Raw genomic sequence first — 16,593 nt, 5'->3', positions numbered from 1 at the left:
GTTTAAGGAGAAGTCCCATGCTGTTCCAACATACCACCCGCTCGGCCGCCGCGCTGTTCGGGTTCCTGTACTGCCTGGCCTTGGTTGGCACATCGTCCGCACAGGCGCAAACCCAGGCTGCGCCGGCGAAGCTGCCGAACGTGACCATCCTCGCCACCGGCGGCACGATCGCCGGCACCGGCGCGACCAGCACGACTACCGTCGGCTATACCGCCGCCAAGATCGGCGTCGATGCGCTGATCCAGGCCGTGCCGGAAATGAAGAAGATCGCCAATGTCAGCGGCGAACAGGTGTTCCAGATCGCCAGCGAGAACATGGGCAACGAGCACTGGCTGACCCTGGCCAAGCGCGTCAACACACTGCTGGCGCAAGCCAACGTCGACGGCATCGTCATCACCCACGGCACCGATACGCTGGAAGAGACGGCCTATTTCCTGAACCTGGTCGTCAAGAGCAGGAAACCGGTGGTGCTGGTCGGCTCGATGCGCCCGTCGACGGCGCTGTCGGCCGACGGCCCGATCAACCTGTACAACGCGGTGCTGCTGGCCGGCTCGCCCGAGTCGGTAGGCCGCGGCGTGCTGGTGGCGCTGAACGACCAGATCAACGGCGCGCGCGATGTCAGCAAGACCAACACGATCACGGCCGACACCTTCAAGGCGACGGAGCTGGGCATGCTCGGCTACATCGTCGGCGGCAAGCCGTTCTTTTACCGCGCCTCGACCCGCAAGCACACGGTGGACACCGAGTTCGACGTGATGAACCTGGCGGCGCTGCCGCAGGTGGAAGTGGCCTACGCGCATGCGAACGTGGGACCCGTCGCGATCGAGGCGCTGGTCGGTTCGGGCGCCAAGGGACTGGTGCATGCGGGCGTGGGCGACGGGTCGCTGCCGGCCAAGGTGCGTCCCGCACTGAGTGCCGCGCGCAGGAAGGGCGTGATCATCGTGCGCTCGAGCCGGGTCGGCCAGGGTGTGGTGGCGAGGAATGGCGAGGCGAATGACGACGAGCTCGATTTCGTGGCGGGGGATAACCTGTCGCCGCAGAAGGCGCGCATTTTGCTGATGCTGGCGCTGACCAAGACGAACAATACGGGGGATATTCAGCGGATGTTCTGGACGTATTGATTGGATTGCACCGGTACGTGGGGCTGTTGCCTGCTCTGTTATCGGTGCCTTGAATCCGCGTGGGCACGGGGTGCCCACCCTACGGGAAACGCTACGTATCCGGGTTTCGTATGATCTCGCCGATAGCGGTCGGATTGATTGGATTGCACCGGTACGTGGGGCTGTTGCCTGCTCTGTTATCGGTGCCTTGAATCCGCGTGGGGTAATCGAGGCCAATGGCCTCGATTACGGCTTCACCACGGGGTGCCCACCCTACGGTCATCGCTAACGGCGAGTTCATACGAAAACCGGATACGTAGCGTGTCCCGTAGGGTGGGCTCTTGAGCCCACGCGGATCATGCGGGCCGAAAGCGTCTCACGCAACAGCGCCACGTACTACTTCACTCCCCCTGCAACTCCACCGGCGGCGACGCCAACTCCTCGTCCGGCCGCGCCAGCTGGCGCTCCCACATCTGCGCATACAGCCCGCGCGCCGCCAGCAGACTGCCATGCGTGCCGCGCTCGACGATGCGGCCGTGATCGAGCACGATGATCTGCTGCGCGTCCGCGATCGTCGACAGCCGGTGCGCGATCACCAGCGTGGTGCGGTTCTTCGCGATCTCCTTCAGCTGCGCCTGGATCGCCTGCTCCGACTTCGAATCCAGCGCCGACGTTGCTTCGTCGAAAATCAGGATCGCCGGGTTCTTCAGCAGCGTGCGCGCAATCGCCACGCGCTGCTTCTCGCCACCTGACAATTTGAGCCCGCGCTCGCCCACCATCGTCTTGTACCCGTCCGGCAGGGTCTCGATGAAATCGTGGATCGAGGCCGCGCGTGCCGCCGCGACGATGTCGGCGTGGCTTGCGCCCGGTCGGCCGTAGGCGATGTTGTATTCGATGGTGTCGTTGAACAGCACCGTGTCCTGGGGGACGATGCCGATCGCAGAGCGTAAAGACGCCTGCGTCACCTTGCGGATGTCCTGGCCATCGATGCTGATCGCGCCCTTGTTCACGTCATAGAAGCGGAACAGCAGCCGCGACAGGGTCGACTTGCCCGAGCCGCTGTGGCCGACCACGGCGGTGGTGGTGCCGGCCGGGATGGCGAAGTCGACGTCGAACAGGATCTGGCGCTTGGTCTCGTAGCTGAATTCCACGTGTGAAAACTCGACGCGTGCGCCCTGCGCCACCAAAGGCTGGGCACCCGGCGCATCGGCCACTTCGCGGTTCTGGTCGAGCAAACCAAACAGCCGCTCCATGTCGGCCAGCGCCTGCTTGATTTCGCGGTAGATCACGCCCAGGAAATTCAACGGAATGTACAGCTGGATCATGAAGGAATTGACCAGCACCAGGTCGCCGAGCGTCATGGTGCCGGCAATGACGCCTTCGGTCGCGCGCCACAGGATCAGCGTGACGGCGGTGGCGATGATCAGGGACTGGCCCGTGTTCAGTACCGACAGCGAAGTCTGCGAGCGCACGGCCGCGTTCTCGTAGTGCTGCAGGCCCTGGTCGTAGCGTTTCGCTTCGTAGTCTTCGTTGCCGAAGTATTTCACCGTCTCGTAGTTCAGCAGCGAGTCGATCGCCTTGGTGTTGGCTTTCGAATCGAGCTCGTTCATCGTGCGGCGGAAATGCGTGCGCCACTCCGTCACCATTACGGTGAAGGTGATGTAGGTGCCCAGCGCAACGGCGGTAATGATCGAGAACCACTTGTCGTATTTGACGACCAGGTAGCCCAGCACCAGCGTGATCTCGACCAGGGTCGGCAGCACGTTGAAGAGCGAGTACGAGATCAGCGAATTCACGCCGCGCGTGCCACGCTCGATATCGCGCGTCATGCCGCCGGTTTGCCGGTTCAGGTGAAAGCGCAGCGACAGCGCATGCAGGTGGCGGAACACTTTCAGGGCAATCGTGCGCACCGCCCGTTGCGTGACGCGCGCGAACAGGAATTCGCGCAGCTCGGTGAACACCGTGGTCGACAGGCGCAGCAGGCCATAGGCCGCCAGCGCGCCCACCGGCAGCACCAGCAATGCCTGCGGATGGGCCGGGTCGATCGCGAGGGCGTCGATGAGTTTTTTCAGCACCAGCGGCACGCCGACATTCGCCAGTTTCGCGCCGATCAGCGCGCCAAGCGCCGCCATCACGCGCCACTTGTAGACCCACAGGTAGGGGAACAGGGTACGCAGGGTGGCCCAGTCGGTGCGCTGCCTGCCGGGTGCGTCGGGTGGCGGGAGGGAGCTGGGGGAAGAGCGTCGCATGGCAGGGGTCCGGGATTTATGGTTCAATTCGGGACGATTGTAGCTTTTCATGAGATTTCAAGATGACCACGCCCGAAAACACCCCCCCCGCCCACACCAACCGCCTCCCGGAAGGAAAAATTCCGCAACTGCGTGTGATGCCGGGACCGCCTGACGCCAATGTGTATGGCGACGTCTTCGGCGGCTGGATCATGGCCCAGGTCGACATCGCCGGCTCGCTGCCGGCCACCCGCCGCGCGAATGGCCGCGTGGCGACCATCGCCGTCAATTCCTTCCTGTTCAAGAACCCGGTGTTCGTGGGCGACCTGCTGTCCTTCTACGCCGATATCGTCAAGGTCGGCAACACGTCGATCACCGTGTATGTCGAGGTGTACGCCGAACGCAACCGCCTGCAGTCGAATATCGTGAAAGTCACCGAAGCGACGCTGACCTATGTCGCTACCGGCCCGGACCGCAAACCACGCCAGCTGCCGCCGCTGGAAGAGCTGATCTCGCATCCCGAATAATGCAGCAGTCCGGCCGGGATGCGCGCCGCGGCTTCCTGCTGGACGCGGCGCGCCTGACCGCTGCCGCGGTCACGGGCGCAAGCTTCAGCGCCACCGCGGCCGGCTCGCGCTACCCATTCTCCCTTGGCGTCGCCTCCGGTTCGCCGCTGCCGAATGCAGTGATCCTGTGGACGCGCATCCTGCCCGATCCGCTGAACGCGGCCTCGAACCCGCCGCTCGCGCTCACGGTGCGCTGGGAAGTGGCAGAGGACGAGGGGTTCAGGAAGATCGCCGCGCAGGGCAGCACCGTCGCATCCCCCGAGCTGGCGCACAGCGTGCACGTCGACGCGGCCGGCTTACGGCCCGACCGATGGTACTGGTACCGCTTCATGCTGGGCGAAGCGGTCAGCCCGGTCGGCCGCACGCGTACCGCGCCCGCGCCGGACATGCTGCCGAGGCGCCTGAAGCTGGCGGTGGCGTCCTGCCAGCACTGGGAATTCGGCCACTATGCGGCGCACCGCCACATCGCGCAGGCAGCACCCGACCTGGTCGCCTTCCTGGGTGACTACATCTATGAGTGGGGGCCGTACCAGCTGCAGCATCCGGCCCGTGCGATCAGGACCAGCGAGTCGTTCACGCTGGACCAGTACCGTGCGCGCTATGCGCAATACAAGACCGACCGGGATCTGCAGGCGGCCCACCATGCCGCCCCCTGGATCGTCACCTGGGACGACCACGAGGTGGCCAACGACTACGCGGGAGACATCGACGAGCGTTTATCAAGCGACTTCGCCGCCCGCCGCGCCGCCGCTTATCAGGCCTTCTATGAGCACATGCCGCTGCGCCTGCCACCACTCCGCGCCGGCCTCAAGAGCATGCGCATGTACCAGCGCTATGACTGGGGACGGCTGGCGCGCTTTCACGTGCTCGACGACCGGCAGTACCGCTCTCCCCTCGCCTGCCCGAAACCGGGCCGCGGCGGTTCCAACGTCGTGCTGGCGCGCGCCTGCGCGGAACTGCGCGACCCGCGCCGCACGATGCTGGGAGAGGAACAGGAAGCCTGGCTGGTCCAGGGCTTGTCGACTTCACGCGCGCGCTGGAACATCCTGGCGCAGCAGACGCCGCTGGCGCAGTCGAGCGGCGTGCCAGTACGCTCGGCCGAGGATGGCCGCTTCTGGACCGATGGCTGGGATGGCTATCCGCTCGCGCGCCGGCGCCTGCTTGACACGCTGGTGAACAGCGGCGCGGGCAATCCGCTGGTGCTGGCGGGAGACGTCCACACGTTTTATGCGAGCGAATTGCGGCGCGATTTCACGCGGCCGGTCTCAAAAGCCAATCCCGTGCTTGCGCCCGAATTCTGCGGTACTTCGGTGACCTCGAGTTCGCGGCCACAGGCGCGCACCCAGGAAAATGTCGAGCGCAATCCGCACATGCTGTACGGAAGGAGCGACCGGCGCGGCTATATGCTGCTGGAAATCACCCCCGAGACAAGCCAAGTGCATTTCATGGCGCTCGACGATGTACGCGACGCGCGCTCGGGACAGGCAAGGCTTGCCTCGTTTGCGCTGGACAATCGATCGGTACGCATCGCCCGCGCGTGAGCGCCGTGTTGCGCTGGTGTCTGTTCAGGCCTTAAGGCTAGCGCCCGACGCCGATGCCAATGCCGACGCCGGAGCCACCCCAGCTGCCGAAGCTGCCGAAGATGGAGGTCGAGACGCGTCCACGGCCGTCACCGTTCTTTGCCGCCAGCTGGACGACGCAATTGCGCCAGGGATCGGTGTTCATTCCATAGCCCAGCTGGCTGCATGCCGGTCCATATTCAGCGATCATGCGGTCCATTTCAGCCTGCTGCTTCATTGCCTGTTGTTCCGGGGTCGAGCATCCAAGCAAGCCGATGACGCTGGCTGCCATTATGATCAAAGCGCGCATGGTGGTTCTCCTTCTGCAATCGATCAGACTCGCCCGAGCCTGGCGAGCCATGCAAAAATGATACCTCTCAATCGCCCCGCCGGCTTTCGCCGAGCGCTACAGAGGAATACGTCCAATCGCCCGTCGCGGCGTAGGCGCAGTCCTGCTGTGGCCCTCCGTTTCGAGGATACACAGCACTAAGAACCTGTCCCAGTAGGGAGGGGGAAGTTGATGACGATGCATGGCAAGCAGAGGCAAGGCGCGAGAAGGCCGCATGGCGAGCCATGCAACGACGAGCAACGCAGCATCTGCTTGTCAGGCGCGTCAGCAACGACTCATCTCCTACTGGGATAGGTTCTAAGTACTCACCCAAAAATAGATGTGTTTTTGGCTTCCAGAACCAGCGCGTTGCTGCGTCGGTTCGCGCTTTTAGTGCTCGCACTGCGGCGCGCTCGCCGCCTTGCACCGCATCCAGTTCTGTTTGCCAAAATTCCCATTTATTTTCGGTCGAGTACTTAGAGCCTATCCCGGTAGTCCGGGGAAAGCTGGTGGCGATGCATGGCAAGCGCGGGCAAGGCGCGAGGAGGCCGCATGGCTGGCCATGCAACGACGAGCAACGCAGCACGCGTTTGTCAGGCGCGCCAGCAGCGACTCCGGACTACCGGGATAGGCTCTTAGCCAAAGAAAAACGCCCGACCAACCCGGCGCCGCAAGGCCAGGGTCAGTCGGGCGTTTGTGCCTGTACAGGCGGGATATGCGTCAGGCGCTCTGCTTCTCGTCGCGCAACTCGCGGCGCAGGATCTTGCCGACGTTGGTTTTCGGCAGCGTCTCGCGGAACTCGATCTGGCGCGGGCGCTTGTAGCCGGTCAGCTCTTCCTTGCAGAAGTCCATCAGCGTCTCGGCGGTCAGCGCCGGGTCCTTCTTGACCACGTACAGCTTGACGGCTTCGCCCGAGTGTTTATCCGGCACGCCGACGCAGGCCACTTCCAGCACGCCCGGATGCGAAGCAACCACGTTTTCGACTTCGTTGGGGTACACATTGAAGCCCGAGACCAGGATCATGTCCTTCTTCCGGTCGACGATGCGGGTATAGCCCTTCTCGTCCATGATGCCGATGTCGCCCGTCTTGAGGAAGCCGCTGGCGGTCATGACTTTCGCCGTCTCGTCGTCGCGCTTCCAGTAGCCGGCCATCACTTGCGGGCCGCGCACGGCGATTTCTCCGGACTGGCCGAAGGGGACCGGCTGGTCCTGCTCATCGAGGATCGCCACTTCGGTCGACGGGAAGGGCAGGCCGATGGTGCCGGTGAATTCGGTGATGTCGCAGCGGTTACCGGTGACCACCGGCGAGGCTTCCGACAGGCCATAGCCCTCGACGATGGGCACGCCGGTCAGTTGCAGCCACTTGTCGGCCACGACTTTTTGCGCCGCCATGCCGCCAGCCGGGCAGACCAGGTAAGTGGAATGGTCGAGCTTGGCGAATTCCGGGTGGTTGATCAGGCCGTTGTACAGGGTGTTCACCGCCGGGAAGACGTTGATCTTGTATTTGCCGAGCTCCTTGATGAAGCCGTCCATGTCGCGCGGGTTCGGGATCAGGAGGTTCATGGCGCCGAGGCGCATGCCGAGCAGGCCGCAGACCGTCAGCGCATAGATGTGGTACAGCGGCAGCGCGCAGGCGAACTGCAGCTGCTGGCCCGCCGGCTGGCGTACCAGGGACGGCGAAAACCAGGCTTCGTTCTGCAGCAGGTTGGCCAGGATGTTCCGGTGCAGCAGCACGGCGCCCTTGGACACGCCGGTGGTGCCGCCGGTGTACTGCAGGAAGGCGATGTCGTCGTGGCCTTGCGTGACCGGCTTGAAGGACAGGCGCGCGCCGTCGGCCAGCACCTTGTTGAAGGAGACCGCGCCGGGCAGCGACCAGCTCGGCACCATCTTCTTCACTTTACGGACGACGAAGTTGACGATGGTACCTTTCACCGTGCCCAGCATGTCGCCCATGCTGCCGACGATGATGTGCTTCAGGGCCGGGGTGTTGGCGATCACCTGCTCCACCGTATTGGCGAAGTTTTCCAGCACCACCAGCGCTTCGGCGCCGGAGTCGTTCAGTTGGTGCTGCAGTTCGCGCGGGGTGTAGAGCGGGTTGACGTTGACGATGGTGTAGCCGGCGCGCAGGGCCGCAGCCATCGCCACCGGATATTGCAGCACGTTCGGCAGCATGATCGCCACGCGCGCGCCCGGCTGCAGGCCGCGGCTTTGCAGCCAGGCCGCCATCTGCGCCGACAGGCGGTCGAGGTCGGCATAGGTAATGCGCTTGTCCATGCAGGCAAAAGCGTCCTGGCCTGCGTACTTGCGGAAGGATTCTTCCAGCAAATGGGTCAGGGAGCGGTACTGCGTCGGGTCGATCTCCGCCGGTACGCCCGCCTGGTACGACTTGAGCCAAAACTTGTCCATCTGTTGCCTGCCTTCCTGAATGCTGTGTCCAATAAAATGCAAAGCCGCCCGAAAAAGCCGGGCGGCCGGTTCAGCCTGCGCGCCTGCGGCGCATCAAGCTGCTTGCTTCTGTTTCTGCTGCTGTTCGTCGCGCAGCGCGCGCCGCAGGATCTTGCCGACATTCGTCTTCGGCAGTTCGTCGCGGAACTCGATGTACTTCGGTTTCTTGTAGCCGGTGAACTGCGCCTTGCAATAGTCCATCAGCGCCGCTTCGGTCAGGTTCGGGTCCTTCTTGACCACGAAGACCTTCACCGCCTCGCCCGAATGCTCGTCCGGCACGCCGACCACGGCGCATTCGAGCACGCCCGGGTGCGCGGCAATCACGCCTTCGAGCTCGTTCGGGTACACATTGAAGCCCGAGACCAGGATCATGTCCTTCTTGCGGTCGACGATCTTCACGTAGCCGCGCTCGTCCATGATGCCGACGTCGCCCGACTTGAAGAAGCCGTCGGGCGTCATGACTTTCGCCGTTTCGTCCGGGCGGTTCCAGTAGCCGGCCATCACCTGCGGGCCGCGGATGGCGATCTCGCCCGGCTGACCGAGTTCCACCGGATTGCCGGCGTCATCGAGGATGGCGATATCGGTCGACGGGATTGGCAAGCCAATGCCGCCGGTGAAGCCCTGCTCGTCCGCGCGGTTGCAGGTGGCGACCGGCGAGGTTTCCGACAAGCCGTAACCCTCGATGATACTCTTCCCGGTTATTTGTTTCCACTTGTCATTAACTGCCTGTTGTACGGCCATCCCGCCGCCATTCGCCGTCTTCAGGTGCGAAAAGTCCACGCTGGCGAAATCCGGGTGGTTCACGAGGGCGTTGTAGAGCGTATTCACGGCCGGCAGCATCGTGATCTTGTACTTGCCCAGTTCCTTGATGAAGCCGGGGATGTCGCGCGGATTCGGGATCAGGATGTTCAGGGCACCGACGCGCATGCCCCACAGCGCACAGGCCGTCAGCGCGAAGATGTGGTACAGCGGCAGCGCGCAGACGATGGTCTGGAAGTCGACCAGCGGCGGCTGCGAGGTGGCGGGTTCGGCCCAGGCTTCGGTCTGCAGCACGTTGGCGATGACGTTGCGGTGCGTGAGGGTGGCGCCCTTCGACACGCCGGTGGTGCCGCCGGTGTACTGGAGGAAGGCGACGTCGCTGGACACGATGGTCGGCGCCGTGAACGGCATTTTCGCGCCCTGCGCCAGCGCGTCCTTGAAGCGCACCATGTTCGGCAGCGCGAAGTCCGGCACCATTTTCTTGACGTTGCGGACGACGAAGTTGACGAGCATGCCCTTGGCCGCGCCGAGCATTTCGCCCATGCTGGCCACGACCACGTGGCGCACCGGGGTGTTCTTCAGCACCTGCTGCACCGTGCTGGCGAAGTTTTCCAGCACGATGATCGCTTCGCTGCCCGAGTCCTTCAGCTGGTGTTCGAGTTCGCGCGGGGTGTACAGCGGATTGACGTTGACGACCGTGTAGCCGGCACGCAGGATGGCGGCGATCGCGATCGGGTATTGAAGGACATTCGGCATCATCACCGCCACGCGCGCGCCCTTGGCCATGCCGCGGCTTTGCAGCCAGGCTGCCAGGCGCTTCGAGCAGGAGTCGAGCTCGGCATAGGTCAGGAACTTGTCCATGCACACGTAGGCGTTGTTCTGCGCGTACTTCTGGAAGGACTCTTCCAGCATGTGGACGAGCGAGGTGTACTGGTCGGGATTGATCTCGGCAGGTACACCAGGGGGATACGACTTCAGCCAAATTTTGTCCATCAGGTGCCTCTGTCTCCAATAGAATCGTTATCGTCCATGGCTCCCCTCGCAACGCGATTGGCGCCATGGCATGCAGCGTACAGGCGCGCGCAGACGCTTGCGCCTTTGCTATTGCTGATTGTGATGCTATCGGGCAGCGCTCGCATACGCAAGCGCTTTTGGCGCGATTGGAACAGGCCCTCTACCGCAGCGCTCCATTGGTGCGTTGCACCATGAAAGTGGCGGGTGCGGTTGGCACGTCGTAGAGCTTCAGCGCGCGCTGGCGCTCGGCCTTCTCGAGCTTGGCCAGGCGGTTCACCTTGCTGTAGAAAGCGCCGAAATTCTTCTCGCCGCGCAGCATCGCGCGGAAGGCCGGCACGTAGTCGTTATAGGTGGCGATCGAGGCCAGGTGGGCGTTCGACAGCGGCTCGGCGAAGAAGCGGTCGTAGCCGGCATAGCCGCCCCAGTTCACTTTCAGCACCTGGTACTCGTCCTTCAGGGCGGCGAACAAGCGCGTTTTCTCGACGCGCTTGTGCGCGTCGTCCAGCGGCGAGGCGTAGGCCAGCTCGAGCTCCTTGCGGTATTTGAGCAGCAGCGCCAGGAAGTCCTTGCGCCGCGCCGTGTAGCGCGCGTAGCCGTCTCGCATCTGTGGATTGCCGAAGCGCTCCAGCCACAGCTCGACGCCCTCTTCCTCGACCGCGCTGGCAAAGGACTCGTTGAAACGCGAGTCACCCGGCACATAGCTCATCTGGTGCGCCAGTTCGTGGAAGATCAGGCGTGCCAGTTCGGCGTCAGGATAATTGATGAAGGTGGAAATGAGCGGGTCGCTGAACCAGCCCAGGGTCGAATAGGCGCTCACGCCCCCGACTTCGACGTCGCGGCCTTCGGCGCGCAATTGCTTTGCGTAGGCTTGCGCGTCTTCCTTGCTGTAGTAGCCGCGGTAGTTGACGCAGCCGGCTACGGGGAAACACCACTGCAGGGGTTTCAGCGACAGCTCGGGCGTGGCGACCACGTTCCACAACACGTAGGGGCGCTTCAGGGCGGCGTAGTTCTTGTAGCTGCCGTTGTCCGGCAAACCCATCTGCTGGACGGCGAAGCGGCGGATCTGGCGCGCGGCCTCGAGGCGGTGGCGCAGGGAGGTATTCGTGGCGGGATCGGCCAGCCAGTCGTCGATTGGCTTGGCGTCGGAGAGGAGTTCGAGCTGGCCCTGGGCGGCCTGGGAGTAGTAATTCAGAGTAGAACAACTGGCAAGCATTCCGGCGGCAGCGCCGAGGATCAGCGCGTGCCGGAAAAAGCGGGGGAGTCTAGAGGTGAGTTTCTTCATGTCCGTGAGGGGGCGCGGCCTTTTCGACCTGCACCAGGGTGTCGTAGAAAGTGGGCGCCCGTCCCATGTCGGTCAGGCGCTGGCTGGTGACTTCGTTGGCATTCTTGCCGTCGGTGGCCAGCTTCTTCCACCAGATCGACAAACCCACCACGAGGCCCGGTCGCGCTTTCTCGGTCACGCGCGCCTTGGCAACGAAGGAGCCGCGATCGTTGAAAATACGTGCCATGTCACCGTGAGCGATGCCGCGCGGGGCGGCGTCAATCGGGTGGATGTCGAGGTGCGGCTCGCCCTCGGTTGCACGCAAACTCTGTACATTGACAAAGGTTGAGTTAAGGAAGTTCCGTGCTGGCGGAGAAATCATTGCGAGCGGATATTTCTTCGCCAACGTCGGATTCGAGGCCACGGATTCGTAGGGTGCGATATAGGTTGGCAGCGGATCCAGGCCATCCTGAGCCATTGTGCTCGAATAGAACTCGCACTTGCCCGAAGGCGTGGGGAAACCGCCCTGCGCAAAGGGCGCGTCCGGCATGTTCAGCTTTTGCCAGCCCTTCTGTTTCAGCGATTCCCAGTCGAAGTGGATCGCGCGCTCGTGTTGTTTGTCGAAGGCCTGCGCCGCCAGTTCGTCGTCGCTTTCGAGGAAGCAGGAATCGGTAAAGCCCATGCGCGCGGCCAGCAGGCGGAAGATCTCCGTGTTCGGCCTGGCTTCGCCCATCGGGGCAATCGCCGCGTTGTTCGCCATCATGTACAGGTGGCCATAGGCCAGGTGCGCATCGACGTGCTCGAGCTGTGTCGTGGCCGGCAACAGGATGTCGGCATAGTCCGCGCTGTCGGTTTGAAAATGTTCCAGCACTACTGTGAACAGGTCGTCACGCTCGAAGCCGGCCTGCACCTTCGCCGAATCCGGGGCAATCGCCAGCGGGTTCGCGTTGTAGACGATGACGGCTTCCACCTTCGGGCCGAATTCCGGCGAGGCGTCCTTCAGCAGGTCGTCGCCGATGGTCGTCATGTTGATCGTGCGCGGCTTGCGCTCGCCCAGCAGATCGGGGCGCTGCAGCGCCGTGCGGTTGGCCGGGAACGAACCGGAAGTCGACAACTGGATGCCGCCAGCGGCATGGCGCCAGGCGCCGACCAGCGCCGGCAGGCAGGTCATGTTGCGCACGGCCATGCCGCCGCCGCGGGCACGCTGCACGCCATAGTTGCAGCGGATCGCGACCGGCTCGCCGCGCTTGGCCATGCCGCCGTACAGGCGTGCCAGGTCGGTCACTTCCTGGGCCGTGATGCCGCAAGTCTCGGCGGTGCGTTCCGGGGTCCATTCCAGCGCACGCGCTTTCAGTTCCGCGAAACCGAGGGTGTAGTTGGCGATGTAATCGTGGTCGAGCAGGTCTTCATTGATAAGGACATGCATCAAACCCAGCGCCAGCGCGGCATCCGTGCCGGGCAAGAGCGCAATGTGCTGGTGGCATTTCTCGGCCGTGAGGGAGCGGTAGGGATCGATCGCGATCAGCTTGGCGCCACGGCGCTTGGCTTCCTGGGCGCGCATCCAGAAGTGCAGGTTCGAAGCGATCGGATTGCCGCCCCAGATGATGATCAGCTTCGCATCCTGGAACTGTTCCATGTCGGTACCGATCGAAGCACCGACGGTGTACTTGTAGCCGGTGGCGCCGGCCGTGGCGCAAATCGTGCGGTCGAGCAGGGACGCGCCCAGCTTGTTAAAGAAGCGCATCGACATCGCTTCGCCCTGGACCAGGCCCATGGTGCCGCAATAGCTGTAGGGCAGAATCGCTTGCGGATCGCGCGCGGCGATCGGCTTCAGGCGATTGGCGATCTCATCGAGTGCGGCATCCCAGCTGATGCGCTCGAACTTGCCTTCGCCCTTCTTGCCGACGCGGCGCATCGGATACAGCACCCGGTCCGGAGAATAGGTCCGTTCGACGTAGCGCGACACCTTGGTGCACAGCACGCCCGCCGTGGTCGGATGCTCCGGATCGCCACGCACCTCGGTTGCCACGCCGTCTTCGACGGTAACGAGCAAGGCGCAGGTATCGGGACAATCGTGGGGGCAGGTGGCGCGAACTTGGGTGACGGACATCGGATTCAATTCTCGGAAAAAACTTCGATAAACCAATACTTTATCTGATTCCGCCGGGGCCGGTGACCAAGGCTGGATTTCGCATGATGAGGCGGGCTACAATGTTATGAGAGCGTCTAACAAAGCCCTTGGGAGCCTCGAGAGCTGGGCTCTTGAGGCAACGCGCATTGTCGAAGACAGTACGAAAGTACGGCGAGACGATGCAACGCAGTCATAAGGGTTTTGTTAGATGCTCTACATGCATGAAAGCCCATGCAAACAGGGAGAATAAAATGAGACTCGTCGAACCGATCCTTGCTTTCCAGACCGAACTGGAAGCCATCCGCCGCGACCTGCACGCGCACCCGGAACTGAGCTACGAAGAGCAGCGCACCGCCGATGTCGTGGCCGCGCGCCTGACCGAATGGGGTATCCCCGTCGTGCGCGGGCTGGGCGTGACCGGCGTGGTTGGCATGATCAAGAATGGCAACTCGAACCGGGCCATCGGCCTGCGCGCCGACATGGATGCACTGCCCATGCAGGAACTCAACACATTTGACCATGCGTCGCGCCACCCCGGCAAGATGCATGCATGCGGGCATGACGGTCATACTGCGATGTTGTTGGGTGCAGCCCACTATTTGTCGCGTCATCGCAACTTTGATGGGACGGTGTATCTCATTTTCCAACCCGCCGAAGAAGGCGGTGCCGGCGCACGCCGCATGATCGAGGATGGCCTGTTCGATAAGTTCCCGATGGACGCGGTGTACGGCATGCATAACTGGCCAGGCCTGCCGGAAGGCAGCTTTGGCGTGATTCCCGGTCCGATGATGGCATCGAGTAACGAGTTCCGCGTGGTCGTGAAGGGCAAGGGCGCGCACGCGGCGCAACCGCACCGCGGCATCGATCCGGTGATGGTGGCGGTGCAGATCGCGCAGGCCTGGCAGACCATCATTTCGCGCGAACGCAATCCCCTGGAGACGGCGGTGCTGTCGATCACGCAGATCCATGCGGGCAGCGCCACCAATGTCATTCCCGACGAGGCTGTGTTGATCGGCACGGTGCGCACTTTTTCGACAAGCGTGCTCGACCTGGTCCAGCGGCGCATGGAAGAGATGGCGCAGGGCATCGCGACCGGCTTCAATGCGAGCGTCGAGTTTGGCTTCAAGCGCAATTATCCGCCGCTGATCAACCATCCCGAGCAGACCGCGTTTGCGATCGAGGCGATGCGTGCCGTCGTGGGCGAGGCGAACGTGAATACCGCTGTCGAACCGACCATGGGCGCGGAGGATTTCGCCTTCATGCTGCAGGCGAAGCCGGGGTGCTATGTTTTCATCGGCAATGGCGACGGCGACCACCGCGCCGGCGGGCATGGGCTGGGGCCGTGCCAGCTGCACAATGGCAGTTATGATTTTAACGATCAGCTATTGCCGATCGGGGCGAGCTATTGGGTGCGGCTCGTCGAGATGGGCTTGAAGGCGGGTTGAAGTACTGGACAGACGGTCCGGTCAATGTGATCGGGCTGGTCTGCATATTCCGATACCGCGTGGAGTCAGGACTCCACCCGACGAGGATCGGTATGTAGGGTGGAGTCCTGACTCCACGTGTTCGTACCTTCGAACAGCGCAACGTGTTCCGGCTGCTGCTACGCCAACTGGTCGGCGCCGCCCCCCAATCTCTGCCCCGGATTGATCCGCTCCAGCGCCAGCAGCACTGCCGCATGGTCGGCGCCACCCAACTCGTCCGCGATCGACTCGTAACTGCGCGTGGCCGCCGCTGTCAGCGGCAAGCGCCAGCCCGGCTTCGGCCGCCGCCGCGAGCACGTTGTGCAAATCCTTCAGTTGGCTCTTCACCTGCCCGCCCGCCACGAAATTCCGCTCCAGCATGCGCTGGCCATGCAGGTCGAGGATGCGGCTGCCGGCGAAGCCGCCGCGGATCGCCTCGCGCACGGCAGCCGGATCCGCGCCGGCCGCCTGCGCCAGCAACAATGCCTCGGCCACGATGTGGATGGTGGCGCCGACAATGAGCTGGTTGCACAGCTTCGCCACCTGCCCGCTGCCGGCCGGGACCACCAGGCGCGCGCTGCCCAGTGCACCAAACAGCGGCAGCGCTTCGTTGAAATCGTGCAGGCTGCCGCCGGCCATGATGGCCAGCGTGCCGCCTTCGGCACCGGCCACCCCGCCCGACACCGGGGCGTCGAGAAAGCGCATGCCGTGCCCGTCCAGGCGCGCATGGAAGGCCAGCGCTTCGTCGTGGCGGGTGGAACTCATGTCGATCCACAGGGCGCCGGGCGCCAGGGAAGGCAAGGCTGCGGCGATAGTGGCGCCAACCGCCGGGCCGGCCTCGAGCATCGAGACCACGACCGCCGCGCCCGTCACCGCCTGCCCCAGGTCGGCGCAGGGTACGGCGCCTGAACCCGCGAGCGCGGCCGCCTTTGCGGGGCTGCGGTTCCAGACACGGGGAGCGAACCCGGCCGCGGCCAGGCGCAGCGCCATCGGCCGGCCCATCAGGCCAATGCCAAGAAATGCGACAACCGGAAGTGTCATGTGGTTCCCTCGCACGATTGAGCGCGCGCGACCTTGTTTTATTAACAATAGTACAATTATTGCACGTGCCAGCGTGGACTGGCGCCTACCTCATGAAAGCAATTATGTCCTCTCTCCAAACACGAATTGGCATCTTTCTTGGCGCGGCGGTTCTGGCGGCAAGTCCGGCATTCGCTGCCGATAACGGCCTGATCGACTCGGCATCTGTCGAATTCGGCAGCGGCAAACATGTGCGCCTGGCGCGCGTGGCGCTGCAGTCGAACTGGGAAGCGCGTTGGCTGGCCTCGAAGGGCCGCCACCTGGGCGGCTACTGGGATGTGTCGGCCGCCTACTGGCGCGGCAGCGCCTATCGCAATGAGGCGGGACGGCACCAGAACCTCGCCGTCATCGGCTTCACGCCGGTCCTGCGCTACGGACGCGACGATGGCCTCGGCTGGTACGCCGAGGGCGGCATCGGCGCCAACCTGTTCTCGGAACTGTACCGCAATGCCGACGACCGGCTCTCCACCGCGTTCCAGTTCGGCGACCACTTCGGTGTCGGCTATGTCACCGCCAACAAGTGGGACCTGACTGTGAAATTCCAGCACTACTCGAACGCCAGCATCAAGCGCCCCAATACCGGCGTCAATTTCCTCGTCGCCGGCGCACGCTACAAGTTCTGATGCGCGGGACGGCAGCGCGCGCCGCCTGTATTGACG

The 16,593-nt window shown here is 63.7% G+C and carries 11 protein-coding genes and 1 pseudogene; 5 read left to right on the top strand and 7 right to left on the bottom strand.

Annotation, left to right across the window (positions count from 1 at the left end):
* Window positions 1–17: 17 nt before the first annotated feature.
* Window positions 18–1,121: a type II asparaginase gene (locus G4G28_RS01820; protein ID WP_182990629.1), complete on the top strand. Its 1,104-nt coding sequence runs from the start codon at window positions 18–20 to the stop codon at window positions 1,119–1,121.
* 380 nt (window positions 1,122–1,501) lie between these two features.
* Here G4G28_RS01820 and G4G28_RS01815 read toward each other — a convergent pair whose 3' ends face one another.
* Entirely contained in the window at window positions 1,502–3,349 is a 1,848-nt protein-coding gene (locus G4G28_RS01815; RefSeq protein ID WP_182990628.1) for an ABC transporter ATP-binding protein/permease, read from the bottom strand.
* Window positions 3,350–3,411: 62 nt separating this feature from the next.
* On the opposite strand from G4G28_RS01815, the gene G4G28_RS01810 reads away from it, so the two are divergent.
* Window positions 3,412–3,855: an acyl-CoA thioesterase gene (locus G4G28_RS01810; RefSeq protein ID WP_182990627.1), complete on the top strand. Its 444-nt coding sequence runs from the start codon at window positions 3,412–3,414 to the stop codon at window positions 3,853–3,855.
* Complete coding sequence (locus G4G28_RS01805) at window positions 3,855–5,435, top strand: alkaline phosphatase (protein ID WP_183107974.1); 1,581 nt, start codon at window positions 3,855–3,857, stop codon at window positions 5,433–5,435. The genes G4G28_RS01810 and G4G28_RS01805 overlap by 1 nt, the downstream gene beginning before the upstream one ends.
* Window positions 5,436–5,472: 37 nt before the next feature.
* On the opposite strand, the gene G4G28_RS01800 is transcribed toward G4G28_RS01805, so the two are convergent.
* The 5 genes from G4G28_RS01800 to G4G28_RS01780 all read right to left on the bottom strand — a co-directional run bounded on the left by G4G28_RS01800 (window position 5,473) and on the right by G4G28_RS01780 (window position 13,370).
* The gene (locus G4G28_RS01800) at window positions 5,473–5,763 is read right to left on the bottom strand and encodes a hypothetical protein (RefSeq protein ID WP_182990626.1); all 291 of its coding nucleotides are present in this window, start codon (window positions 5,761–5,763) and stop codon (window positions 5,473–5,475) included.
* A gap of 738 nt (window positions 5,764–6,501) precedes the next feature.
* Complete coding sequence (locus tag G4G28_RS01795) at window positions 6,502–8,187, bottom strand: long-chain-fatty-acid--CoA ligase (protein WP_182990625.1); 1,686 nt, start codon at window positions 8,185–8,187, stop codon at window positions 6,502–6,504.
* A gap of 93 nt (window positions 8,188–8,280) precedes the next feature.
* Window positions 8,281–9,978, bottom strand: a complete 1,698-nt coding sequence (locus tag G4G28_RS01790) for a long-chain-fatty-acid--CoA ligase (protein ID WP_182990624.1) — start codon at window positions 9,976–9,978, stop codon at window positions 8,281–8,283.
* Window positions 9,979–10,159: 181 nt separating this feature from the next.
* Window positions 10,160–11,281 carry an aminopeptidase gene (locus G4G28_RS01785; RefSeq protein WP_182990623.1) on the bottom strand — a complete coding sequence of 374 codons (1,122 nt, stop codon included), beginning with the start codon at window positions 11,279–11,281 and terminating at the stop codon, window positions 10,160–10,162.
* Window positions 11,262–13,370 carry a molybdopterin-dependent oxidoreductase gene (locus G4G28_RS01780; protein WP_182990622.1) on the bottom strand — a complete coding sequence of 703 codons (2,109 nt, stop codon included), beginning with the start codon at window positions 13,368–13,370 and terminating at the stop codon, window positions 11,262–11,264. The genes G4G28_RS01785 and G4G28_RS01780 overlap by 20 nt, the downstream gene beginning before the upstream one ends.
* 272 nt (window positions 13,371–13,642) lie before the next feature.
* Here G4G28_RS01780 and G4G28_RS01775 point away from each other — a divergent pair, with 272 nt between their 5' ends.
* A complete protein-coding gene (locus G4G28_RS01775; RefSeq protein ID WP_182991687.1) occupies window positions 13,643–14,836 on the top strand; it encodes a M20 aminoacylase family protein in 1,194 nt (397 codons plus the stop codon).
* A gap of 158 nt (window positions 14,837–14,994) precedes the next feature.
* Here the strand turns inward: G4G28_RS01775 and G4G28_RS01770 are convergent.
* Window positions 14,995–15,844, bottom strand: a pseudogene (locus G4G28_RS01770) (NAD(P)-dependent oxidoreductase).
* Window positions 15,845–15,999: 155 nt separating this feature from the next.
* On the opposite strand from G4G28_RS01770, the gene G4G28_RS01765 reads away from it, so the two are divergent.
* Window positions 16,000–16,557 carry an acyloxyacyl hydrolase gene (locus G4G28_RS01765; RefSeq protein WP_182990620.1) on the top strand — a complete coding sequence of 186 codons (558 nt, stop codon included), beginning with the start codon at window positions 16,000–16,002 and terminating at the stop codon, window positions 16,555–16,557.
* Window positions 16,558–16,593 lie beyond the last annotated feature (36 nt).

It is taken from the genome of Massilia sp. Dwa41.01b, from assembly GCF_014171775.1.
GTDB lineage: Bacteria > Pseudomonadota > Gammaproteobacteria > Burkholderiales > Burkholderiaceae_D > Telluria.
The sequence above is the reverse complement of the archived record's forward strand: the minus strand, read 5'-3'. Positions and strand labels throughout refer to the sequence as shown.

Coding starts and splice junctions, on each gene's coding strand:
- G4G28_RS01820 (WP_182990629.1), top strand. CDS start 18: ATGCTGTTCCAACATACCACCCGCTCGGCCGCCGCGCTGTTCGGGTTC.
- G4G28_RS01815 (WP_182990628.1), bottom strand. CDS start 3,349: ATGCGACGCTCTTCCCCCAGCTCCCTCCCGCCACCCGACGCACCCGGC.
- G4G28_RS01810 (WP_182990627.1), top strand. CDS start 3,412: ATGACCACGCCCGAAAACACCCCCCCCGCCCACACCAACCGCCTCCCG.
- G4G28_RS01805 (WP_183107974.1), top strand. CDS start 3,855: ATGCAGCAGTCCGGCCGGGATGCGCGCCGCGGCTTCCTGCTGGACGCG.
- G4G28_RS01800 (WP_182990626.1), bottom strand. CDS start 5,763: ATGCGCGCTTTGATCATAATGGCAGCCAGCGTCATCGGCTTGCTTGGA.
- G4G28_RS01795 (WP_182990625.1), bottom strand. CDS start 8,187: ATGGACAAGTTTTGGCTCAAGTCGTACCAGGCGGGCGTACCGGCGGAG.
- G4G28_RS01790 (WP_182990624.1), bottom strand. CDS start 9,978: ATGGACAAAATTTGGCTGAAGTCGTATCCCCCTGGTGTACCTGCCGAG.
- G4G28_RS01785 (WP_182990623.1), bottom strand. CDS start 11,281: ATGAAGAAACTCACCTCTAGACTCCCCCGCTTTTTCCGGCACGCGCTG.
- G4G28_RS01780 (WP_182990622.1), bottom strand. CDS start 13,370: ATGTCCGTCACCCAAGTTCGCGCCACCTGCCCCCACGATTGTCCCGAT.
- G4G28_RS01775 (WP_182991687.1), top strand. CDS start 13,643: ATGAGACTCGTCGAACCGATCCTTGCTTTCCAGACCGAACTGGAAGCC.
- G4G28_RS01765 (WP_182990620.1), top strand. CDS start 16,000: ATGTCCTCTCTCCAAACACGAATTGGCATCTTTCTTGGCGCGGCGGTT.